This window comes from Niastella koreensis GR20-10, assembly GCF_000246855.1.
Taxonomy (GTDB): Bacteria; Bacteroidota; Bacteroidia; order Chitinophagales; family Chitinophagaceae; genus Niastella; species Niastella koreensis.
Window position 1 is genome coordinate 859759 of sequence record NC_016609.1, and the last position, 24978, is coordinate 884736.

15 protein-coding genes are annotated in these 24978 nt (G+C 48.8%); 8 read left to right on the forward strand and 7 right to left on the reverse strand.

Annotated features, from left to right (window positions below; all coding sequences use genetic code 11):
* Positions 1 to 99: 99 nt before the first annotated feature.
* The 8 genes from NIAKO_RS03515 to NIAKO_RS03550 all read left to right on the forward strand — a co-directional run bounded on the left by NIAKO_RS03515 (position 100) and on the right by NIAKO_RS03550 (position 11205).
* On the forward strand, positions 100 to 828 hold the full coding sequence (locus NIAKO_RS03515) for an MIP/aquaporin family protein (protein ID WP_014217018.1): 729 nt from the start codon (positions 100 to 102) through the stop codon (positions 826 to 828).
* A gap of 15 nt (positions 829 to 843) precedes the next feature.
* Positions 844 to 1752 (forward strand): glycerophosphodiester phosphodiesterase family protein, encoded by a 909-nt coding sequence (locus NIAKO_RS03520; RefSeq protein WP_014217019.1) that lies wholly within the window; start codon positions 844 to 846, stop codon positions 1750 to 1752.
* Between the two features lie 140 nt (positions 1753 to 1892).
* A complete protein-coding gene (locus NIAKO_RS03525) occupies positions 1893 to 4100 on the forward strand; it encodes a GH92 family glycosyl hydrolase (RefSeq protein WP_014217020.1) in 2208 nt (735 codons plus the stop codon).
* A 93-nt stretch (positions 4101 to 4193) separates the two neighbouring features.
* Positions 4194 to 5729, forward strand: a complete 1536-nt coding sequence (locus NIAKO_RS03530) for a glycoside hydrolase family 28 protein (RefSeq protein ID WP_014217021.1) — start codon at positions 4194 to 4196, stop codon at positions 5727 to 5729.
* Between the two features lie 163 nt (positions 5730 to 5892).
* On the forward strand, positions 5893 to 6663 hold the full coding sequence (locus NIAKO_RS03535; protein WP_014217022.1) for an SDR family oxidoreductase: 771 nt from the start codon (positions 5893 to 5895) through the stop codon (positions 6661 to 6663).
* A gap of 251 nt (positions 6664 to 6914) precedes the next feature.
* Positions 6915 to 7745 carry a 5-dehydro-4-deoxy-D-glucuronate isomerase gene (kduI, locus tag NIAKO_RS03540; RefSeq protein WP_014217023.1) on the forward strand — a complete coding sequence of 277 codons (831 nt, stop codon included), beginning with the start codon at positions 6915 to 6917 and terminating at the stop codon, positions 7743 to 7745.
* A gap of 435 nt (positions 7746 to 8180) precedes the next feature.
* Positions 8181 to 10157: an alpha-L-arabinofuranosidase C-terminal domain-containing protein gene (locus NIAKO_RS03545; protein ID WP_014217024.1), complete on the forward strand. Its 1977-nt coding sequence runs from the start codon at positions 8181 to 8183 to the stop codon at positions 10155 to 10157.
* A 94-nt stretch (positions 10158 to 10251) separates the two neighbouring features.
* Complete coding sequence (locus tag NIAKO_RS03550; protein ID WP_014217025.1) at positions 10252 to 11205, forward strand: arabinan endo-1,5-alpha-L-arabinosidase; 954 nt, start codon at positions 10252 to 10254, stop codon at positions 11203 to 11205.
* Positions 11206 to 11421: 216 nt separating this feature from the next.
* On the opposite strand, the gene NIAKO_RS03555 is transcribed toward NIAKO_RS03550, so the two are convergent.
* The 7 genes from NIAKO_RS03555 to NIAKO_RS03585 all read right to left on the reverse strand — a co-directional run bounded on the left by NIAKO_RS03555 (position 11422) and on the right by NIAKO_RS03585 (position 24958).
* Positions 11422 to 11649, reverse strand: a complete 228-nt coding sequence (locus NIAKO_RS03555; protein WP_041346294.1) for a hypothetical protein — start codon at positions 11647 to 11649, stop codon at positions 11422 to 11424.
* Between the two features lie 265 nt (positions 11650 to 11914).
* On the reverse strand, positions 11915 to 13687 hold the full coding sequence (locus NIAKO_RS03560) for a RagB/SusD family nutrient uptake outer membrane protein (RefSeq protein WP_014217026.1): 1773 nt from the start codon (positions 13685 to 13687) through the stop codon (positions 11915 to 11917).
* A 31-nt stretch (positions 13688 to 13718) separates the two neighbouring features.
* Entirely contained in the window at positions 13719 to 16946 is a 3228-nt protein-coding gene (locus NIAKO_RS03565) for a SusC/RagA family TonB-linked outer membrane protein (protein ID WP_041346296.1), read from the reverse strand.
* A 29-nt stretch (positions 16947 to 16975) separates the two neighbouring features.
* On the reverse strand, positions 16976 to 18436 hold the full coding sequence (locus NIAKO_RS03570; RefSeq protein ID WP_014217028.1) for a fasciclin domain-containing protein: 1461 nt from the start codon (positions 18434 to 18436) through the stop codon (positions 16976 to 16978).
* A gap of 31 nt (positions 18437 to 18467) precedes the next feature.
* Positions 18468 to 20150: a fasciclin domain-containing protein gene (locus NIAKO_RS03575; protein ID WP_014217029.1), complete on the reverse strand. Its 1683-nt coding sequence runs from the start codon at positions 20148 to 20150 to the stop codon at positions 18468 to 18470.
* A 22-nt stretch (positions 20151 to 20172) separates the two neighbouring features.
* Positions 20173 to 21660: a RagB/SusD family nutrient uptake outer membrane protein gene (locus NIAKO_RS03580; RefSeq protein ID WP_014217030.1), complete on the reverse strand. Its 1488-nt coding sequence runs from the start codon at positions 21658 to 21660 to the stop codon at positions 20173 to 20175.
* 13 nt (positions 21661 to 21673) lie between these two features.
* Positions 21674 to 24958: a SusC/RagA family TonB-linked outer membrane protein gene (locus NIAKO_RS03585; protein WP_014217031.1), complete on the reverse strand. Its 3285-nt coding sequence runs from the start codon at positions 24956 to 24958 to the stop codon at positions 21674 to 21676.
* Positions 24959 to 24978 lie beyond the last annotated feature (20 nt).

Below are 24978 nucleotides of genomic sequence, written 5' to 3' on the forward strand. Positions count from 1 at the left end.
TTTATAAGTTCAAAACCAAATGACCTACGAACTTAATAACTAACGAACTAAAAAACCAACAAACTAAATAACTAACAAACTAACGATAAACCATATCATATGTCAGCATTTTCAGCGGAAGTAATAGGCACCATGTTTTTGATCCTGTTAGGGGCCGGGGTTGTGGCGAATGTGATTTTAAAAGGAACCAAGGGTAACAGCGGTGGCTGGATGGTGATTACCACCGGTTGGGCGCTGGCTGTATTTGTAGGGGTGGTAATTGCAGGCCCTTATAGCGGGGCGCATTTAAATCCTGCTGTGTCTATTGGTTTGGCCATTGCCGGTAAGTTTGAATGGGCTAAAGTGCCCGCGTATATAGGTGCGCAGTTATTGGGCTCCATGCTGGGCGCCTTTTTAGCCTGGTTGATTTACCGCGATCATTTCGACGCCACCAACGATCCCGATACCCAGCTGGCCGTGTTCAGCACCGGGCCGGCTATCCGGAATACGACATTCAATTTATTAAGTGAGATCATCGGCACCTTCGTATTGATCTTTGTGGTCTTCTATTTTACCGATGCTGAGATCAAAGAACCAAAATCACCTATAGGATTGGGCTCATTGGGCGCTTTGCCGGTGGCCTTCCTGGTATGGGCCATTGGGTTATCACTGGGCGGCACAACAGGATATGCCATCAATCCTGCCCGTGATCTGGGTCCACGTATTGTGCATATGTTACTACCCATAAAAGGGAAAGGCAAAAGTAACTGGAAGTATGCCTGGATCCCGGTGATTGGTCCCATCATAGGCGCCGTAATTGCCGCCCTGCTTTACATGACGTTGAAGTAATCAAATAAACATACAATGAATCGCATTTTAGGTGTGACGTTAGTCGCAGGTTGCCTTGTTGCCTGCACTGCCACTAATCATTTGTCGGTACCAGCCAATTATCCCGCTTTTTATAAAGAAGGTCACCGCGGAACCCGCGGCCTGATGCCCGAGAATACCATTCCTGCCATGAAAAAAGGCGTGGAAGTGGGCGCCAACTGTATTGAAGTGGATGTTTACCTTACGAAGGATGGCAAGGTGCTGATCTCGCATGATCCGTTTGTGAATGTAACGCACTCCCTGTATGTCGACGGCAGTGAAATAGCGAAGGAGGATGCCAAAAAATACATCTGGCACCAGATGAATTATGACGACATCCGCAAATTTGATGTGGGTTCCAAACCCTATGCTGCTTTTCCGCAACAGCAAAGAATGAAGGTGGGTTTGCCTTTATTAGGTGATTTGATAGACTCAGTAGAAGCGTATACAACTGCCAATAACCTGCCCAAACCTATTTATAATATCGAGCTGAAGACCTCGCTCAAATACGACAGCCTGCAATACAATTCCAGTCCGGCCGAACTGGTGGAAGCTACGCTGAAAGAGGCGAAGGCCAGGAATATCGGCAACCGGTTCTATTTACAATCTTTTGATGTGCGTCCGCTGCAGTACCTGCACAAACAGCATACTGATATTGTCATTGGGTATTTAACTGAAGGCAAAAATCTGGACAGCAACCTGACAAGCCTTGGTTTTCTGCCGCATATTTATAGTCCGCATTTTAGCCTGGTGACCAAAGCCATGGCCGATTTCTGCCACCGCAAACACGTAAAGCTGGTTCCCTGGACGGTGAATGATAAGGAGAAAATGAAGAGCCTCATAGCGGATGGCGTTGATGGAATTATTACGGATTATCCGAACTATTTTGCCGAGATCGGAAAGTGAGTAGTGAGTTGTCAGTAGTGAGTGGTTCCCGATTATTCAGACAACTGCACGTTTGCGAGCTAACTCACTACTGACTACTCACTACTGACTATTGCATTTCTGTCACTATATTGCGGCTGAATAATCCTAAATTCATCCGCATGAAAGGGCATCTCTTTAAAAATATAGTTACAGTTGTTAGTTTAGTAATATTCCATTCATTCTCCTTCGCACAGCATTATACCGAATTTGTAAATCCATACATTGGTACTGCGGGTCATGCGCATGTTTTTTTGGGCGCTAATGTGCCGTTTGGGGCAGTGCAGCTGGGGCCCGATAATATCTTCCGGGGTTGGGACTGGTGCTCTGGTTACAATTATACGGATAGCATTATTAAAGGTTTTTCCCACACGCATTTAAGCGGAACCGGCATGCCCGACCTGGGCGATGTGCTGATTATGCCGTTTACAGGGGCGGTAAAAACCGGTAAGGTTACGCAGGAAACACCAACAGCAGGACCAGCTTCGCATTTCTCGCACAAAAAAGAAAAAGTACAACCGGGTTATTACGCGGTTTCTTTAGATGATTACAACATCCAGGTTCAGTTAACGGCCACTGAAAGGGTAGGGTTTCACCAATACCAGTTCCCCGCGGGTGAAACGGCGCACATCCTCATCGATCTTAAAGATGGCATTGGTGATAAAGCAACGGAAACTTATCTCGAAAAAGCAGATGACTCCACTATTTATGGGTATCGCTTTTCAAAAGGCTGGGCGCCCGACCAGCGTTTGTATTTCGCTATCCGCCTGTCGGCGCCGATACAACAGTTTGATGTGTATGGAACCGCCAAAAGCGACAGCATGAAAGGGGTTATCAGCTTTCTAAAAGCACCTGCTACCATTATGTTGAAGGTCGGCATCTCGCCGGTGAGCTCAGCCAATGCGCTGGCCAATATCAATGCAGAGATCCCGCATTGGAATTTCGCTCAGGTGAAACAAGTTGCCGATGCCAAATGGAACAAAGAACTGGGTAAGATAGCCATCGACACCAAAGATGCTTCCGCAAAAACGATCTTCTATACCTCGTTGTATCATACCATGATTGACCCCGCGCTGTTCAACGATGTGAATGGCGAATATTGGGGGCCGGACAAACAAACGCATAAAGCGACATTTCAGAACTACACCATCTTCTCTTTATGGGATACGTATCGCGCGTTGAATCCATTGTATACCATTATACAACCAGACAGGGTGAATGACATGGTAAACACCATGCTGGCTATTTATCAGCAACAGGGTAAACTGCCCATCTGGCACCTGGCTGGCAATGAAACCAACCTGATGCCGGGTATGAGCGGCGTACAAATAGTAGCGGAAGCCTACCTGAAAGGTTACCGGGGATTTGATACGGCACTGGCTTTTGAAGCCGTTAAAAACACGTCGCTTCGCGATGAGTTTGGACTTAATTATGTAAAATCTATTGCTTACATCCCCAACAATAAAGTACAGGAATCAGTGGCCAAGGCCATGGAATATTGTATCAGTGATGGTAGCATTGCCCTGATGGCAAAACAAATGGGCAGGACAGCCGATGCTGAATTATTTACCAAACGCTCGCATTATTACCGCAACTATTTCGACCCTGCCACTAAATTCTTCAGAGGTAAGAACGAGCAGGGGGAGTGGAACCCAACCTTTGGTCCCGGAAGGACCAGCCATCCTTATATAGACGATTATTGCGAAGGCAATGCCTGGCAATACACCTGGCTGGTGCCCCAGGATGTGGAAGGATTGATAAAACTGCTGGGTGGTGATACGGCTTTTGTAAACCGCCTGGATGAATTCTTTAAACTGAAGACAGCATTCGATCCCAAGTCGCCACCGGATATCTCCGGCATGATCGGTCAGTATGCGCATGGCAATGAGCCAGGCCATCATACTACCTATTTATATGCTTATGCCGGTCAGCAATGGAAAACGGCGGAGAAAGTACGCTACATCCTGAAAAACCTGTACGACAATACCACCGATGGCATCAGCGGCAATGAAGATTGCGGGCAAATGTCGGCCTGGTATATCTTTTCTTCGTTGGGATTTTATCCCGTTTTCCCGGCCAGTGGCGCTTATGTGTTGGGCAGTCCGTTGTTCGATAAAGCCACGATCCAACTACCAAATAAGAAAACGTTTTCGTTAAAAGTAGAGCAGAACAGTCCAAAGAATATCTATATTCAACGCGTAATTCTAAATGGCAAACCCTGGCCCCATAGCTATATCACGCATCAGCAGATCATAAATGGTGGTACGATGACTATAGTTATGGGGAGTTCTCCGGGTGCGCAATTAGATAAGCCTGCATCTCAATATTAAAGAAGTTAATAGGTTCGTAAGTTATTAGGTTCTTTAGTTTGACAGGTTAACTAACGAACTTAATAACTCAATAACTTACGAACTAAGCGCTATATGAAAAAGATCAGCCTGTTTCATTTGCTCATACTTCTTTCCAGCGGCATTTTCGCTCAACAAAAAAACTACGATATAACTACGTTTGGCGCAAAAGGCGACAGCAGCACCAACAATACAGTTGCTATTCAAAAAGCCATCGATGAAGCATCCGCAAATGGCGGTGGCCGGGTGGTGATCCCAGCCGGCAGATTTGTTACCGGGGTGTTGAACCTGAAATCAAATGTGGAGTTGCATGTATCGGCCAATGCGATGCTGCTGGGCAGTACCAAACGCACTGATTATGGAACGGTAAAAGCTTCCGCCCTGATCGTTGCAGAGAAACAACACCATATCTCTATTACCGGCACCGGTACTATCGATGGCCGGGGAAGGGAAGTGGTGGCCGATGTGGACCGCATGTTAAAAGCAGGCACCCTGCAGGACCCTTCCTGGCAAACCGTAAATCCCTGGGGACAAAAACGCTCGGATGAATCAAACCGTCCGCACCTGCTTACTTTTGGTAAATGTGATCATGTTACCATAAAAGGCATCCTGTTAAAAGACGCTGCCTGCTGGGTAGAAACCTACCACGAATGCAGCAACCTGACTATCGACAGTATTCGTGTGCAAAGCACTGCCTATTATAACAACGATGGCATCGATATCGATAACTGCAAAAATGTAAAGATCACCCGTTGTAATGTAAACGCCGATGACGATGGCATTTGTCTGAAATCGAATAACGACCAGGCGATTTGCGAAAATGTAGAGATCAGTGATTGCGTGGTACGCTCCAGCGCCAGCGCGTTGAAGTTCGGCACCGCCTCACATGGCGGGTTCAAAAATGTAATGGTAAAGAACCTGGAAATATATGATACATACCGGTCGGCCATTGCCCTGGAATCGGTAGATGGCGGGACGTTGGAAAATATAAACATTGAAAATATCAAGGCCACCAATACCGGCAATGGTATTTTTATTCGCCTGGGCCATCGTAAAAAAGAAGCGCCCATTGGCAAGGTGCGTAATATCCGCATTGCTAACGTGAAGGTAGAAGTGCCGGCTGGCAAGCCCGATAAAGGGTATGAAATGGAAGGACCGGCATTGAGGTATCCGCACAATGTATTTCCCGCTTCCATTACCGGACTGCCGGGCAATCCCGTAGAAAACGTAACGCTGGAAAATATCAGCATCACGTATGAAGGCGGTGGCAGTAATACGGTAGCGCATTTCGGATTGGACTCCCTTTCAAAAGTACCCGAAAAAGCAGGTGACTATCCCGAGTTCTCCATGTTTGGCGAATTGCCCTGCTGGGGTTTGTATCTGCGGCATGCCAGCGGCATTCAGCTCAAAAATGTAAGCCTGCAATATAAAAAAGCAGATTTCAGACCCGCCATGGTGGTTGACGATGTGCAATTACTCCATGTAGAGGGTTTGAAGGTGCCCGCTACCCAGCCGGCGCCCGTAATTGTACTGAAAGACGTACCATCGCCCACACTGACTGCACTGAAGTTGCCTTACGACAACAGTAAAGCCGTAATGGTGGTAAAATAAGGCCATAAGCCGATGAACAGCAAATAGATAGACTTCTTTCTCCGTAAAATTTGGTAGTCTACCGCTCATGCAGGAAATTGCAGCCCTGTTATTCATCCCGGCATTTCGGGAAAGGGGCTTCTCTCACCCTGGCAAGCATTGTATTCCGTTAACAAAATTAATTATGAGCATTCTTTCAAAATTTTCATTGGCAGGCAAAACCGCACTGGTTTCAGGCGCCAAAAGAGGTATCGGTAAATCTATTGCTGTGGCCCTGGCCGAAGCTGGCGCTGACATTATTGGTGTTTCTGCAACGCTGGAATTAACCGGCAGTAAAGTGCAGCAGGAGGTTGAAGCTACCGGTCGCAGGTTTAAAGCCTACCAGGCAGATTTCAACGATCGCAAAGCCATCTATGCTTTTATCGACAAGGTAAAAGGCGAATGTTCTCCCGTTGATATCTTATTCTGCAACGCAGGCACCATTATGCGCAAACCTGCCGCCGAACATCCGGATGAATACTGGGATGAAGTGATCAATGTGAACCTGAACGCCCCCTTTATTTTAAGCCGCGAATTTGGTAAAGACATGATCGCGCGTGGTAGCGGCAAGGTTATCTTCACTGCATCTTTGCTGAGCTTCCAGGGTGGTATCACTGTACCGGGTTATGCTGCCAGTAAAGGCGCTATTGCCCGCCTCATTATGGCCCTCAGTAACGAATGGGCAGGCAAAGGCGTACAGGTAAATGGGATTGCACCCGGGTATATTTCAACCGACAATACCGAAGCCCTGCGCAATGATCCTGAGCGTGCGAAATCCATTCTGTCCCGCATCCCTGCCGGCCGTTGGGGCGAAGGAGAAGATATGAAGGGCGCTGCGGTGTACCTGGCTTCACCTGCCTCTGATTATGTAACGGGAACGATTCTTACGGTTGATGGAGGTTGGATGGGTAGATAGCAGAATGTGATAATGTGATAATTGGCTAATGTGATAATGGAAGGCAGGTTGATCAGTTAACCAGGAAGTTGATAGAGTTTATAGAGTTGATAATGTTGATAAAGGAAAATTAAGTTAAGATGTAAGAAATAGGAGATAGGAGGTTTAAAATATTATTAGGCTAAGTTTTATCGCGAGGTTGCCAAACTCCCCCTCCACCGGAGGGGGCCGGGGGGAGGCCCTCAAAAACAACACTTAAAAAAGAACTTACAATGGACAATAGATTAGCAATAAGCCCCAACGAAGCAAAGCAAATGGATACGGCTGCTTTGCGTAAGGCGTTTTTGATAGATAAATTATTTGAAGCGGATTTTGTGAACCTGACTTTGTCGCATTACGACCGGTATATTGCCGGTGGGGTGATGCCGGTAAAAGGTGCAGTGAGCTTACCGAATCCTGAAAAGCTGAAAGCGCAGTTCTTTTTGGAAAGAAGGGAAATGGGCATCATCAACGTGGGTGGTAAAGGTACCATTACTGCCGATGGACAGCAATATGAATTAGATTATAAGGAAGCGTTATACATCGGTAAAGGAACAAAGGAGGTGCAGTTTGCGTCAGCCGATGGCAGCAAACCCGCCAAGTTCTATATCAATGCAGCTCCGGCGCATCATACCTATCCCACCAAAAAGATCAGCCGCGCCGATGCGGATGTGGTGGAGCTGGGCAGTGCGGCAACCGCCAATCACCGCGTGATCAATAAACTGATCGTGAACAGCGTGCTGGAAGTTTGTCAGCTGCAAATGGGCATGACCGAATTAAAAAGCGGCAGCGTGTGGAATACCATGCCGGCCCATACGCATGACCGCCGGATGGAAGTGTATTTCTATTTTGAAGTACCGCAGGGACAAAGCGTTTGTCATTTTATGGGCGAACCGCAGGAAACCCGCCACATCTGGATGCAGAACGAACAGGCGGTGATCTCCCCCAACTGGAGCATTCACTCCGGCGCCGGAACTTCTAACTATACCTTCATTTGGGGTATGGCCGGTGAAAACCTCGACTACGGTGATATGGACCATTGCGCTATTACCGAATTGCGCTAAGGGTTTAAATATAAATTACTACGAGCCTCCCAGTCCTGAACGAAGTTGAAGGGCGGGAGGCTTGTTTATTTAAATAAATAGGGGAATGCGGCAACATTCCCCTGCTTAAAGCCAAAACAGGTTAACCTGGATGGTTCGCCTGTTTCCATTATTCATCTTTAAACTTTTCTAAAGGTATGAAAAATTTCATCCACCAAAGGGGAGCGATCTATGGTTCAATAGCCGGCTGCTGATGACCCTGTAACCTGTTTTGTTCAATCCCCAATTAATAAGTATAATTGTATCAATGACATTATCGTCTGTACAATTGCATTTTAGTTGACCAGTTGACCAGTTAACCAGTTGACGAGGTTGAATACATATCGCGAGGTTGTATTTCTCCTCTCCGCCAGCTGGCGGAGGCGGCCGAGAACAAAAAATTAAGAATTAAGAATAATGAAACAACGATTTGCTTTAGTAGTACTGATATTAACTGTATTCACTACATTTTCTTTCTCGCAGGTAACCCATACGTTAGTGGTAAATGCCGCACAACCAAAAGCCACCATCGATAAAACGATGTGGGGGATCTTTTTTGAAGATATCAATTTCGGGGCTGATGGGGGTATTTATGCGGAAATGGTAAAGAACCGCTCGTTTGAGTTTTTTAAACCCATGATGGGCTGGACAGTGAACCGAAAAAAGTTTGTGGAAGGCGAACTGCTGGTGATAAACAGCGGTGAGCAGAATACCCGTAATCCCCGCTTTTTGCGCGTGACACTGAACCATGCAGTGAAAGGCGATCTGGGCCTTACCAATGAAGGGTTCCGCGGCATGGGTATTAAAAAAGGAATGCGTTATGATTTCTCTATCTTGTATCGTCAACCGGAGGCTCACACGAAATTACACATCGAATTGACCGACAGTACCAAAAGGGTAGTGGGCGATACGGTGTTGTCGTTAACCGAAGCGGGCGACAGCTGGCATAAAGCAGCGGTAAGTTTCCATGCCAGTGAAACGGTAGCAAAAGGCAGGTTGAACATCTGGTTTGAGGGCAATGGCACGGTAGACCTGGATATGATCTCGCTGTTTCCCGGTGATACCTGGAAGAACCGCCCCGGCGGCCTACGCGCCGATATGGTGCAACTGCTGGCCGACATGAAACCCGGTTTCATCCGGTTCCCCGGTGGTTGTATTGTAGAAGGGTTCGATTTGACAAACAGGTATCGCTGGAAGAATACGGTAGGCCCCATAGAAGAAAGACAACTGATGATCAACCGGTGGAATATTGAGTTTCCCTATCGCAATGCACCCGATTATTTTCAAACCTTTGGCCTGGGTTTCTTTGAATACTTTCAGCTGGCAGAAGACATTGGCGCGGAACCATTGCCCATTTTAAATTGTGGGATGGCCTGTCAGTTCAATTCTGCAGAGCTGGTGCCCATGAAGGACCTCGATCCGTTTATCCAGGATGCACTGGACCTGGTGGAGTTTGCCAATGGCGATGTAAATAGTAAATGGGGAAAGGTACGCGCCGGTATGGGTCATCCCGCTCCATTCAACCTGAAGATGATGGGCATTGGCAATGAGAACTGGGGCCCTCAATATGTGGAACGCTTACAAGCATTCCAGGCAGCGATAAAAGCAAAATATCCCAACATAAAACTGATCTGCAGCTCAGGCACCGATCCCAATGGCGATCGGTTCGATTACCTGAATGGTGAGCTGCGCAAGCTGAATGCCGACTTTATAGACGAACATTATTATCGCAAACCGGAATGGTTTCTGCAGAACGCACGCCGGTATGATAATTATCCGCGTACCGGATCCCGGGTTTTTGGTGGTGAATACGCCTCCCATGTTGATAAAACGGTGGGCAGCAACCGCAATACCTGGCTGGCAGCTTTGTCAGAAGCAGCCTTTATGACAGGGTTGGAACGCAATGCCGATGTGGTAGGCATGGCTTCCTATGCGCCGCTGTTTGCCAATGTGGATGGCTGGCAATGGGCGCCCGATTTAATATGGGTGAACAACCTGCAGGCCTATGGCACGCCCGATTACCAGGTGCAAAAATTATTCTCCCTCAACAAAGGTTCCCAGGTAGTACCCATTACGTTAAACAATGATGCAGTGGCCGGGCAGGACAGTCTCTATGCGTCGGCCTGTATAGATGCCGCTGCCCATGAACTGATCATTAAAGTGGTGAACGCATCTGACAAAGCACAAACCAATAACCTGCAACTGGATGGCGTAAAGAAGCTCGCAGCTCAGGGCAAATTGCTGACCATGCAGTCGGACCTCACCGCGGTCAATTCATTCGACAGTCCAACCAACGTAGCACCTGTTGAATCGACGATTGCAATTAAAAATAAGAAGATAACACTTAATACAGCACCTTATTCATTCAGCGTGTTACGGGTAAAGTTGGAATGAGGTTTTAGGTTGACAGGGTTGATAGTGTTGATAAAGTTGATATGGTTGACAGAGTTGATATAGTTATCAGGTTAACAGGTTGAATACTTAGCTAATGAAATATTTAATCATATACTACTATCTTCTCCTGAACCTGTCTTCAGCCGCTCAACCCATTCCTGCCCACGATCCCGTTTTAATAAAACAGGACAGCGTATACTATATGTTCTGCACCGGGCAAGGGATAACGGAGTGGTCATCTGTAAATATGGTTGACTGGAAAAAGGAACCACCCGTGTTTGCTCAGCCGCCGGCATGGGTTATGAAAGAACTGCCTGCTTTTAAAGGCCATACCTGGGCGCCGGACATGAGCTTTCATAACGGACAGTATTACCTGTATTATGCGGTGTCTGCTTTTGGTAAAAATACTTCCTGTATTGGCGTGGCCACCAATAAAACCCTGCATCCTGGTGCACGGGATTTTCATTGGGAAGACCGGGGCAAACTGGTGCAATCGGTTCCCAACCGCGACGACTGGAATGCCATCGATCCCAATTTATTTGTTGATGATAATGATTCAGCGTGGTTAACCTTTGGTTCTTTCTGGAGTGGCATAAAACTCGTTAAACTTAATAATGATCTGGTCTCATTGGCGCATCCGGAGGAATGGTACAACCTCGCCAATAGACGGGATTCCGGCACTACCGCCATCGAAGCGCCTTTCCTGTTTAAAAAAGGAAAATACTATTACCTGTTTGTGTCGGTTGATTATTGCTGCCGCGGGTTAAAAAGTACTTACAAAGTGTTGGTGGGCCGTAGTGAAAAAGTAACCGGCCCGTACATTGATAAGAACAATGTGCCTATGATGAAGGGTGGCGGCTCACTGGTAGCCGCAGGCGATACCACCAACTGGGTGGCCATAGGGCATAACTCCGTTTATACGTTTGATGGCAAAGATTACATCGTATACCATGGTTACGATGCCAAAGACAATGGCAAATCGAAATTGATTATCCGGGAATTGGGTTGGGATGCGAACGGGTGGCCGAAGATGTCTGAACTGAGATAGATGGATGGATGGATGGATGGGATGTGTGGGATTCTACTGGGTTTCATTCCATCTTTGTTGGGACTTTGTTCGATTCTCTTCGGAAATGTTCGGAGTTACCTGGAGCGAGTCCGAACAACATCCGAACAACTTGCTCAGAATGTCCACAGCAATCCCGGCACAACCCTGGCACAATCCCACGCATCCCAAAAATCAAACTATCTCAGTTCAGACACATTAAAGCCACTTATAGACCACTATTGACACCATCTGAGTGTATTGCACAAAAGAACGTTCTACCTTTGTATCATTGATCAACGGGTTATCGGTTTCGCGATAGATATACCGGCCCTGGGTGCCGCGGGAGTTTACTTCTGCTACAATCAGGGAATCAACCTGGTCGCGTTTGGGAACGGTAGGGCCTACATTGCTCACGATCCACGAATACGCCTGCGCTGCCGTCATGGAGGGATTAGCGGCCGGGTAGGCATAGGGGATGGTTTTAAAATATCACTCAATTGCCCTGAATTTCAACGTCGGCAGCCCCTTGCCCTTTGCCAAAAAAAAGCGGGTACGGATAGCTGAAACTGACTGAACTGACTTGTTGAAAAATACCACCCATCGTGAGCCAATGACAGGTGGTATTTACGGGTCAGGGATTACAAATAAGATAGAGTACGATTCATTGCCTTTCGCGTTCAGCGCTAAGCGTTCCGCGTTCAGCGTTTTGTTATTTCCATTTAAAGGGTAAGAACCAATTAGCCGGGTTCATCAATTTTGTTTTTACAGTAGCGGCCATGCCGGCATTGCCTGCCTTTTCAAATTTTGACGCTACACGTGCAGCCAGGAAGGCGGGATCATTTCTCCGGATGGCCAGGCGCAGCAGGTCCTGCCAGCGGCTGCCTTCAAACGCCAGCTCCAACGCCGATTCGTTGATGATCCGGTCTTCGATCAGCAGCGTGCTGTCGCCTGCCGGTAACGGATCTGATTTTAAATGGGCCCTGCCGCGTACGCCGGCATTGCGGTGCCAGGGCGCCCGGTAAGATGGATAATCGCCCATGCGGGCATCGAAGTTATAGGGGTACGCATCAAAAGTTTGTTCGGTATTGGTAACGTCGCGGGCCGTACCGGCGCCGGGGTTGCTATCGAAGTTGGCCTGAATGCCATTATGCACCAGCGCATAGGCGATGCGGTGACGGCCATCGCGGTTGGCTGCTTCCGAATACCGCAAATGTAATTGCGCAGCCCGGTATAAGAACCACTTGCCCGGCTTTTCGAGCATATTTACCGGCACCAGTTTGTCTTCACTCAGGTAATTGTACAGGTACTTGGTGATCACCGGCTGGCCGTCCAGCATCTTGTACGTTAGTTTGCCTCTTGCATCATAAGGGAAGTTGTTGTCCGATTGTACCTGGCTGTTCCAGTTGCTGATGGCGGCCATGCTGGGTTTTAACAGGTAACTGCCGCCGCGGTTGCTGAACAAATTAATAAACGGATTGGCGGGGGAGAACCCTTTATCGAAATACAACATCCAGATCCATTCCTGGTTATACCTGAGGTCCTGGCTGCGGGCAAAAATAGAACGCCAGCCGGTTGTGTTCACATCTATCAGCCTGTTCTCATCATACTGGGAAATACGGCCATCGTTCCAGTAACCCACGGCCACATCGTCGTTACTGATCACCTCGGCATATTTTACGCGGTACATATCCGGGTCGGTTCCGCCGGTTTCCATCACATCTTTATAATTCTGCGCCGCTTTCCTGGCATCATCCGAAGAACCGGTGAAGGCCGAACGCCAGAGGTACAGATCGCCCAACAGGCATTTTTTGTTGATGAAGAATTTGGCGGTATTGTAGCCATCCACCATGGTGATCAAACTGGTGCCTGCAGGGTAGATGTCTTTAAACGGCATGGCCTCGGTTGTTTTTACCAGGCTATCCACCAGCGTTTTCAGATCGAGGCGGGGAAAGTTGTTGTCATTCTTTACCTGGTCTACCGTAGCCAGTGGCGTGGTAATGTAGGGAACATTGCCATACAAAATACCGGCCTGTAAATATACCCACGAACGCAGGGCGGCCACATCGGAGTACCGCTGGCGGTATTCATCTTCTTTAAATTTCTTCCCGGCCCGCATGATGTCGAAATTTTTCAGTACGTCATTGCAGTTGAGGATGATCTCGAAAAAGGGGCGGGGATCGGCATAGGGATTGTCTTCGGTAACCGTATGTTCGTTGATCTGCTTCAACGCATCGTCTACATTCATGGTCACATCCATCAGGTCGGCCCGCAATTCGTTCAATACCACGTATTGTTTGGCCAGGGAAAGGAATTTGCCGTACAACCCCAATACCGCGGCATCGGCATCGTACACGTTCTGGTATACCTCGTCTTTATCGAGCGCCTGCTCTGGTTTTACATCAAACAGTTTTTTACAACCCGTTATACCGGCTGCCAGGAGCACGACCGCAAAAAGAAAAAGGGATTTTTTTATGGCTCTCATAATCTTATTATTACTCCGTTACAATTAAATTTTACAAACCTATCCTTACGCCTGTCTGCACGCTTCTGAACTGGGGTTCCAGGCCAATATCAACCCCCTGACCCAATACCGATCCGGTAGCGCTGAACTCGGGATCATAGCCCAGGTATTTGGTAAAAGTGAGCAAATTGGTACCGGATGCATATACCGTTAAATACTTGATGAAGGCCGGTTTTATGCGTACGTTATAAGAGATAGACAAACTTCTTAACCGCAGGTACGACCCATCTTCGATCCAGCGGTCGCTGAACCGGCTGTTGCCCATGGGATCGCCATACACGGCTTTGGGCACGTTGGTAACCTGCCCCTGTGCGCGCCAGCGGTTAACTAGGCTGGGTAGCTGGTTGTTGTAGCTGTCGCCCGCTTCCAGCTGCGCCCGCATATAGTTGTATACATCATTACCCACGCTGAACGTGAACAACGCATCCACCGAGAACCGGCGCCAGGAAAGGCTGCTGCTGAACATACCGGTAAAATCGGGGTTGGGGTTGCCGATCACCTGCCTATCCTGGTCGTTGATGAGCTTATCGCCATTGTAATCTTCAAATGCGATGTCGCCGCCTTTGAAAGCGGTAACCGGCTGGTTAACCGGTTTGGTTGATAACCCCGCTGCGGCGGCTTGCTGGTCGGTGCTGTACACGCCATGCGTTTTATAACCATAAAACAGGTTGGCGGCTTTGCCCACTTCGCTCAGGATGTACCCATCGGCAAATGGCGTTACAATGCGGTTGTCGGGCAGTTGGGTGAGCTGGTTGCGGTACACCGCAATACCGGCGCTTACATCCCATTTCAACAGGGGGCGGTTGAGGATGCGGCCGCTTACCATAGCTTCAACCCCCCGGGTTTTCATGCCTCCGCTGTTGCTGGCCAGGTATTCAAGACCGGAAGCAGTAGGCGCTTTTTCCAGCACCACCATTTTATCGGTGCGGTTTTCATATACGTCTGCACTGATGCGTAAGCGATCGTGCAGGAAACCGAGGTCGATGCCCAGGTTCAGCTTTTTATTTACTTCCCATTGCAATTGCGGATCCGCAAAATTGCCGCGTACCAGTCCTTCCATGCCCAGCAGGTTTTGCGATACATAGTTTTGACGGGCGGTGTAATTCCCGATATCGTCGTTACCCGTAAGGCTATACCCGGCGCGCAGTTTCAACAGGCTGATTGCCGGCGCCTTTTTCATAAAGGCTTCGGACGAAACCAGCCAGGCGGCCTGCAGCGCCGGCAGCAGCGAAAATTTGTTGCCGCCGATGGTAAGCGCTCCGGGAATTTCATGACCAAAGCGGGAAGACGCATCGGCCGATACGGCTGCTGTAAGGAAGAATTTATCATTGAACCCGTAGTTGACATTGAGGTAGGTATTCAGCCAGCGGTTCTTGCCAATATCGCCACCCACTTTACGCAGGCTGGGAATACTATACCCTACATTCACCAGTTCGTCGGTGGCTGAGTTGTAGCCATAGCCAACGTCCTGCTCCTGGCTTTGCTGATGGTAGCGTAAACCGGCCAGCACTTCCACATCGTGCACCAGGTTGAATGTTTTTTTATAACGGAGCCGGGTATCGTTGTACACGGCAAAGAGGCGTTTGGCCTGGCTGCCCGAACGGCTATCGGCAATGGCTGCCTGCAGCGTATCGTTGCTGATGCCTTTGCGCGGAATAAAAAAGTTTTCCCGCACCTTATCCTGGGTAAGGCCAAACAATGCCTGCAGGGTAAGATTATTATTGATGAGGTAACTGAAATTCAGCGAACCAAAAAAGCGATAGCTTTTGTTTACTGCCAGTACATGGTTTACCAGCTGCACGGGGTTACTCATGCCCAGGGTGTCCACATCGGCCAGGTTGGGGCTTTCGGCGCCGTCTTTATCTACTTCCTGGATGGGCAGAAAGGGTGATTTTACCAGGGCCACATACACCGGGTTAATCCGCGTGTTCAAACCCAGGTGCTGGGTATTCTGTTCGCCGTAGGTAAAGGATAAATTACTGTTCAGGTTGAGGCGCTTGCTCAGATTCAGATCGGCATTTAACCGGGTGTTGTAACGCACCAGGCCGGTATTTTTTATAACCCCGTTGTTTTTTACATATCCCATGGACAAGGCATACCGGGCAATGTTATCGCCGCCGGTCACCCGCAGGTAAATGTTTTGCGACAGGCTGTTTTTGTAGATCGCATCCTGCCAGTTGGTATTATAGTGCGTGGCATAATAATTCGGGTTATTGGGATCGTCGGTCATATAGGGTTGTTTGCTCACTCCGTCTTCCGTCATGCCCTGCGATTGCAGGATGTCCGAAAGATAGGGCCTGAACTGCGCCGCGTTCATTACCGGGATGTTTTTAGGGGCGAAGTTCATGCCGGTGTAAACGCCCACATCAATTTTAGTAGCCAGTTCCCTGGCCTTGGCCGTGGTGATCATAATTACGCCATTGGCGCCTTTAGTGCCATACAGCGAAGCGCCATCTTTGATCACCGTAATGTTGTCGATATCTTTTATATCGATCAGGTTCAGCGGATTTGAATAGAAATTATTGATGATGGAACCGCCGAAGTCATTTGTTTCATAGATCATCCCGTCTACTACGATCAGGGGCCGGTTGGTGGCGAATAACGACGACATACCGCGCATAAACAGGTTGCTGCCGATATTGGGCGTGCCGGAGCGGCGGATGATATTTAAGCCATTGGCATTGCCCTGTAAATAATTCTCGGGGGTTTCCTGGTTGCGTGGCCACGCGCCCTGGGTATTGGTAGTGGTAAACGCCGATGTGATCCGGTTCCTGGTTATTACACCTGCCGGGGTTACTGCTTCGTCATAATAAGAATCAAAATTCTCATCGTACAGCTGCACCGTTACGGCGGTGTTGCCGCGTAAGGGTGCTTCCTTCGACTGAAAGCCGGGGGCCGAGATGAGCAGGGTGCTTGAATACGATGGCACTTTTATGCTGAACCGGCCTTTTTCATCGGAGATGGCGGCCGAAAAATCAGGGATCGAAATATTGATGCCGGGTAATGGTTTGCGGGTGCCTGCATCCAGGATAACACCGGAGGCCATCACCCCCATGGAATCTGCACGGGTTGGTTTTCTAAGCACAATGATCGTAGTGTCCTCTGCGATAGCTGGCCGGGTACTATCGCCGGTTACCTGCTGCGCCGCCAGTTGACTACCAATCAAAGTAGCCAGGACAGCCAGGGAAACCGTTTTGGTTATTGCAGTTGTGAGCTTCATATGTTGTGGATGAGAACGCATAAATAGTTTTATTGAACAACCGGTTCCAGCCGGATGTAATCGAGGAACAGGGAATTTTGATTCTGGTTGCTTGAACTGGGCGCTATGTCGGCACTTACCAGGTACAGATCGAGCAGCCCGTTGGTATAGCCGGTTACGATATAATCACCTATATAGTCTTCGGTGTATACATTGTAGGGCACATTTCTATAAGCAAATGTTTTATCGTCTGCCGTGCCCAGGGCCAGGCGCTGGTTCAGGGTATTGTTCCAGCGGTTATTGTAGGTAGCCCAGTATACCCTGTACCTGGTGGAGTATACATCACGGAGCTGGTACCGCACATACCATTTGTTTACGCCATGGTTGTAAGCATACAGATCGCTGAAGGTTTGGCCGTTGTTGGGATTAATCAACGTGCGCAGGTAAATGGGCGTTCTTGACCCGTTGCTGGTGCCCAGGTAATTTTCGCCCTGGATCACAAAGGGCCGGATGCGCGCCGGTACCGATACATTCATATCGCTCAATACATACACATACCCGTTGCTGGTACGGTAGCTGGCCAGGATAGCCGATTTATTGATGGGCACCACGGTGCCGAATTTCGACTGGATCTGGGTGGGTAACTGATCGGGGGAATAAGCGCCCTCGATGGCCATATCCCTGGCCGTACAAAAACGCGCCCAGGATACGGTAGAATCCACCGTTGATGTTTTGAAGAACGTATCCAGCTTGGCCCTTTCTTTATCCCAGGTGGTATTGTTCATCAAAAACACCGTATACTGTTTTGCTTCGTTGTTTACATTGTATACACTGTCAAGGAACACCGGGATCTTCACTGTGTCGGTACCCGGTTTGTAAATGGGGGCGCCGGTGGTGGGGTCAATGCCGATTACAACGGCATTGGTGGTATCGCGTTTACTCTTTACAAAATCCCGCAGAAACCTGGCCATGTTATTGCCGCCAGTTTTTAAGCTGTCGATAATTTCCCAGCAATTCAACGCCGGGGCAGCGGCTGCCGTGATGGTATTTAACACGCCATTGGAAGCCAGTCCGTCTTTGTCGTAGATGGGCGCCTCTTCAAAAGAAGTAGGTTTTACTATAACGTACTTGCCATCTATGAGGGGCAAACGCTGAGCGCCTGCCTGTAACTGATCGCTGTAATAAGCTAAATGGGCAATGTGATGGGCCACAAACTGTTTTAATTTTTTATCATCGTTGCTGATGGTGGCATCTATGGTCTTCAACGCATCATCATTAGGCGCCCAAACCGTAAATGATCTGTTTAATTGTAACGTATCGGCATAACCAGTTTTTACCAGGTAACCGGCGAATAGACGCAATGAAGGGTCTGCCGCGATTTTCTGATACAGGTTTTGGGTAAGGTCTGAATTGTTTATTTTATTGTGATCGTCCCACTTACGGGTACAGGATAGTTGTGAAGCGCTCCACAGAAACACTACAAAAGCAATCAGTTTGTTTTTTGTCAGCATAACACGTATAGAATTAGAAATCAACTTTACTTTAATACACCAAGGAGCCATCGGTGGCGAACTTGGGCGAATACTGGTCCTGGGTTTCCGGAATAAAATGGATCATATCCAGCCAGCTTGCCGATGTTTTCGGTGACACCTCCGTGGTAACAAATCTTATTTTATGCCGGCCTGTGGTTAGTATCTCCACCGTACCTAACAGTTTGGAGGCCATATGATCTGCGGTGCTGGCGCCTACGTAATACCGCTTCCAGCCCTGTGCTCTTACCTGGTCTTCTGTCAATGTTTTACCATAATTATAATCGCCGAAGGAGAAGGTGCGGGGCAGTAAAACGCCGTCTACCCAGGTTTGCATCCCCAGCCCGGTATTGGCGTTATTCGAGCGCCAGCAAACCCATACTTTGTACCGGCCTTTGATGATCAGGGGCGTGGTAAATTCGATCCAGTTCATCTGGCCGGCGGTTGTTTTTAAATAGCTTAACCCAAGCCGGTCGTTCCAGTAGAAAAGGTCTTTGGCGCCGGGGTTGTTACACAAATAATCAACGGTACCTGCGGGCCAGGTAACATCTTTCAGATCGCCCACCTGGAAGGTGACGCTTTTGCCGCCTTTTCTGAAAATGGAAGTCAGTTTCATGATCTCGGGTTGTTCACACACATCCCAGTATACTGCTGTGGGATACCTCACTTTTATGTACAGGTTATTATTCAGGTCGTGCAGTACGCCGTTGATACAGGCTATATCGCTGTATGGCCTGTTTACCAGGGCGCTGTCTGTTACGCCGTTGGTGGTTTCATAGTTCACCAGTACATTCTCGCCTTTTAATACCGTGGTAATTACTTCCTGCGGCACCAGGGTTTCATGGGAAGGCGACATCACCAGGTCGGCGGTGAATTTAAGCCCGGTGAGAATATGATACGCCATGTACATGTTCAAACTGTCCTTAGGGTCGGTGATGTTGGCGCCCGGTTTGGTATATTTTGCTTTCAGGTCGTTGAGGGTGAAAATGTTCTGGGCGGCAAAAACGGCATTGGACTGGGCCAGCACCGTATACCAGTTGGGGGTGGTGTCGTTTTTATAGGTCAGCTTTTGAATGGCGGCGCCTACACCGGTGGCATCGAGCGCTTCCACAAAAAGCGAGTAGTTGTTGTTCTCTTTTAATTTCTGGTACAGCGTTTTACTGCTGGGGATCAGTACATGGTCTATGGAATGCAGGATGCCGTTGCCGGTATGAATGTTAGGCTGCAATATGATGGCGCGCCGGTTAACGATGTACCGCGAAACGCCGTTCTCATTATTCACACTGGTAATAAGATATTCCCCGTGCATGGTGGGCACCGGTAATTTACCATCGGTAAAAGAAGGAGTGGAAATAGTGTCTCCCAACACGTGATACTTTACCATCGTCTTCAGATCATCTACACTGATCTCATCGATGGAGGTTTTACCAATTTCCTGCAGGTAGCTTTTCATGGCATCGTTGGTGGGGGCAAACAGGGTATAGGTGCCATAGGCATTCATATACGAAGCCGTACCCGATTTCTCCAGTACTTTAATGAACTCGGAGTAAGTGTCCGGGTACTTTTGCAGGTAACCCACCAGGTTGGTATCGTCGGTGGTGAGCGTGGCAATGTTCAGTTTTTTACATTGCGACAAACCAACTAAAATAAGGGTGAAAACGATAGCCGTTGCAAGGGGCTTGATTAATTTTTTCATATAAGCAGGTTTTGTTGGGAGCTTATTGGTAAAAGGGGTTTTGTTCAAGGTTTTTGTCGGTACTCAGCTCATAGAAGTAAACCGGGAAGTAATGGCTGTTATGGTCCCGGTACTTGTTCAGCGCCGATTGCTGCCGTTCGGGCGGCACGGCGGTTCTTACCATATCCAGGATGATATCCAGCCGGGCGTAATTATTTCTTTTGGCATTCCGCAATACGTCGTACCAGCGTTTACCTTCAAACGAAAACTCCCGGGCCCTTTCTGCCACAATAAAATCAGTTACCTGGTCAACGCTGTTGGGGTCGGGCGCCGGGTCGGTTGCGGGCTGGGCATGGCTGCGGCGTCTTACATCGTATAATAGTTTTAAGGCTTCAGGGCCCCGGCCCAACTGGTTGAGCGCTTCCGCTTTCATCAGCAGGATGTCGGCATACCGGTAAACGATCCAGTGATTATAGGAGGCGTCGGCAGTTGCATCGAAGAGGAATTTTGAGATGAGGTTACTGCTGCTGATCACCGAGGCGCCATCGGCCCGGTAATCTATACTGTCGGGGTTTACGTAGTCGATGGTATAAATAGTTTCCATCACGGCGTCGGAAGCCTGGTACCTTCTTTTGGTGGTAGTGAACATGGGATAGAAGGGGTTCAGCGCTTCTTTGCTATACTGGAACTCGAAGATGGATTCGTTGGAATTACCGAGGTCATAGATCTGGTAGAAAAAATTCCGGTTGGTGATAAGCCCGAACCGGCCGGAGTTGATCACATTGTCGCAGGCAGTGATACAATCATTGTATTTATCCATCCACAGGTATACATCTGCCATCAGGGAGTAAATGGTATATTTTGTAACCCGGCCTTTGTCGGAAGCGGTGTTGCCATAGGTGAAAACCGCGGTCATTTCCGCTGTCTTCAGGTCGTTCACGATCTGGTCCAACACTTCGGCCTGTTTGCTCTTGGGCAATTGTTCCAGCTGGTCGTCGCTGGTGGTGGCGTTCAGTTTCAAGGGCACATCGCCAAAACTGCGCACCAGGTAAAAATACATCAGGGCGCGGATGGTATACGCTTCGGACAGGTACGAGCCCAGTTGCTCCTGGGTAAGGGTTTTATCTTTTGTGAGCACCCCGGGCGCCAGTTTTATCACTGTGTTGCAATAGTTGATGGTCCGGTAAATGCCGCGCCAGTTTACGATGGTGTTGGTCGATTGCAGGTTTACGTTATAGATATCTATATCATAATTGGTGGCGCCGTTTGACGGGATTACCATATCGCCCCGCAGTTCGCCCCACATAAACAGGTATTCGGCCATGCTGCGGTCTGTGATCCCGGGCGGATTGCCAATGAGGGAGGCATAAATGCCGTTCACTGCCGACGCCAGTTGTTCCTTGGTTTGCCAGAAGGTATCGCCTACAATGCCGTCACTCGGTTTAAGGGTGAGCCATTTTTTGCAGGAAGTGGCGCCCGTAACCAGCAGCAGCGTAAAGAAAGCGAGATGTATTTTCCTAAGCGTGTTCATTGCGTTCGTTTGTTTAGAAGGTGGTTGATAAACCGATGGTATATGTTTTTGAAGGCGGGGTCATGGAGTTGTCCTGCGCCACGCGGAACGGATCACTGCCTCTTACCGAAACTTCAGGGTCCTGGCCGGTATATTTGGTAAAGGTCAACAGGTTCTCGGCCGTGAAATAGCAGCTGAAACCGGAGAGTTTTAATCTGCTCAATGCCTTTGACGGGAAGGTGTACCGAACAGTGGCGGAGCGCAGCCGCAGGAAAGAACCATCTTCTACATACCGGTTGCTGCCCAGGTAATTATAACCGGTTGCCCAAACCGCTCTTGGGATATCGGTGACATCGCCTTCTTTGCGCCATCTTCTCAGCACCGCGGTGCTTTGGTTATCGAAGTTGTACATGGAAGTGGTGGTCATTTTGGTGCCGTTTATCAGGTCCTGGCCAAGGCGGTAGTTACAGAAAACGGTCACACGCAGCAAGCCTTTCCAGCTGAAGGTGGGGCCAAAACCACCGGTAAACCTGGGGTTGCCATTACCGAGGTACACCACATCCATATAGTTGATATTGCCGTCGTGGTTGATGTCTTCATAAATGGCATCGCCCGGTTGAAACTGGTAATCGACAGTTGGGTAATTGAAACGCATGTAAATGATCTGGCCGTTGGGGCCTATGATCTGTTGTCCTTTTCCGTCTTTGGCGATGGTGGCGTTTTTGTCGGCATATACGCCTTTGTACCGGAAGCCATAGAAGGAGCCAAAGGGATTGTTTTCCTGCAACAGCGATTTGTACTGGCCGTTGGCTTCTATATTTCCTTTCTGGCGGGGATAGTATTCAGAGATCTTACGGATGATGTTGTCGTTGTGGGCAATGTTGAAGTTGAATTCGATGCTGTAGTTCTTCTTTTTAACCAGCACGGCATTCAGGTTTACTTCCCAGCCCTGGTTATCCATGGTGCCCACGTTCATATCCACTTTATCAAAACCGGTAAAGGAAGAGATCTGTAAACCGGGTGAATACATATGGTCTATCCGGTTGCGGTACAGGTCAACATCCATATTGATGCGCCGGTTCAGCCCAATGAGGGTGAAACCCAGGTTGGCGCCTTTGTTTATTTCCCAGGAAAGGTTGTTCAATTGCATCCGGGATGGATAAATAGCGCTCTGGCCCAGGTATGAGTAGGAGTAGGTGCTGTAGGTATTGTAGAAAGTATAATCGTCTTTTGGTTCGCGGCCCGAGTGACCGTAACTGCCGCGAATGCTGAGGTCGTTGATCCATTTCTGAAATGGTTTCATAAACCATTCTTCACTCATGCGCCAGCGGGCCGATACCGATGGGAAGTAACCATACCGGTGGCTGGGGCCAAACTTGGAGTTGCCATCCATACGGGCAGCCGCGTTGAAAATATAGCGGTCTTTAAAAGAATACTGTCCGTTTACCAGGGCGCCGATTGACCGGGACTGGATCTGGGTGGAGGTGAGGTTCAGATCGGGATTGGCGGTACGGGAAGGTACGGAAGGGTCCTGCAGATCGGTAGAGGCGGTATTGGAGGTCTGCGCCTGGTGCGATACGTATTTGTAATCGCTGGTAAGGAAAGTAGAGAACAGGATCAGCTTGTGGTTCTCTGTCAGGTGCGGCGTATAGGTAAGACTTGTTTTTGATTGTACGCTGAAGGCGTCTGCATCGCCATCGTATACGCGGTTCACACTGGTTTCCGTCCACGGCCGGCCGGTAGCTATCTGCGGTAAAAATGATTTGTTCTTGGTATTGTTGATATCGAACTGGATATCGAAGCTGGCAAACAACACGGCCGGTTTTATATCATACTGCAGGGTAAAGTGCGGAATAACCCGTTCGGAAATAATATTGCGGTAAGCGGCCTTGGCCATGGCCACGGGGTTAACGGTGCCTATTACGGTGTTATTGCTGCTTATGCCGCCGTATTGCCCCTGTACGTTGGCCGCCGGTGAAAAAAAGTTAGGGGTCTGGTTGCCGTACTCATCGTATTCATACACGCTCATGTTCGGCATTTTTTTATAGGCTATCTCCAGCAGGTTATCGGCATAGTTGCGTTTGTTGGCCGAGTGTGAATACGACAGGTCGGTTCTGAAACGGATGCGGTCAGACACGGTATAATCGAGGTTGATGCGGCTGTTGATGCGCTTGAGGTCATTCCCGATAGTGGTGCCGGTTTGGCCGGTATAATCGAGTGACGTGAAGTAACGGGCTTTTTTACCGCCACCGTTCATCGACAGGTTATGGCTCTGGATAAAACCTGTTTGGCGGATAGCATCTACCCAATTGGTATTGTTGCTGTAATTATGATACCAGTATGGATCGGTAGGATCGTATTGAAATTCTTTTTGGGTTTGTGTGTTGAGCGGAACGCCGTTGCGGTTCATCACCATTTCAGGGATCAGCATGGAGTACTGGTCGCCGGTAAGCATGGGAATAGCGGAAGGCGCCTGGGTCATAGACGTTTTAAAAGTATAGGTTAACTGTGGTTTGCCTATTTTACCGCGTTTGGTGGTAATAAGCAATACCCCGCCTGCTGCGCGGGCGCCCCATACGGCGGTGGCGGCGGCATCTTTCAGCACGGTAATATCTTTGATGTCGGACGGCGCAATGTTCAGCAGGGCTGCATAACCCTGTTCATCGGCAGTTCCAAAGTTGAAATCGGAAGGGATGGTTGTTTCATACGGCATTCCATCTACTACGATCAGTGGGTTGTCGGAGGAGTTGATGGAGGAAGTACCACGGATCTTGATACTCATGGCTGCGCCGGGGTCGCCCGAGCTGGCGGTGATATCAAGACCTGGTAACCGGCCCTGCAACGCCTGGTCGATGGAGGTAGACTGCATTTCTTCCATTTCCTTGGCGCTGATAGTCGCGGAGGCGAATGTGCGGTCGCGTTCGGAGATCGCCATCATGCCGTTGTCGGTTTTTTTATCGGCTACCACAATGATCTCATCCATGTCTGCTTTTACCGGCAGCTGTACATTGATAGCTGTACGGCCCGAAATGTTTTGGGTTACCGTCTGGTGACCGATGTAGGAAACCGAGATCTTGTTTTTTGGGTTCGAGATGCGGAGCGCAAAGTTGCCGTCTATATCGGTAGACACCCCGCGAACAATCCGGTCGTCTTTATCAATTTCAGTTACGGAGGCGCCATGGATCGGTGTTTTGTCGCGGCCGGTAGTAACCTTACCGAGAATGATTACAGGTGAGGTTTGCGCCTGCAGGTTACCAACAGGAATAAGGGCAACCAGAAGCATTATCAGGATTGAACCGGGTGAAAAGAAATTCTTCATAAGTCAGTTTTACAAAATGA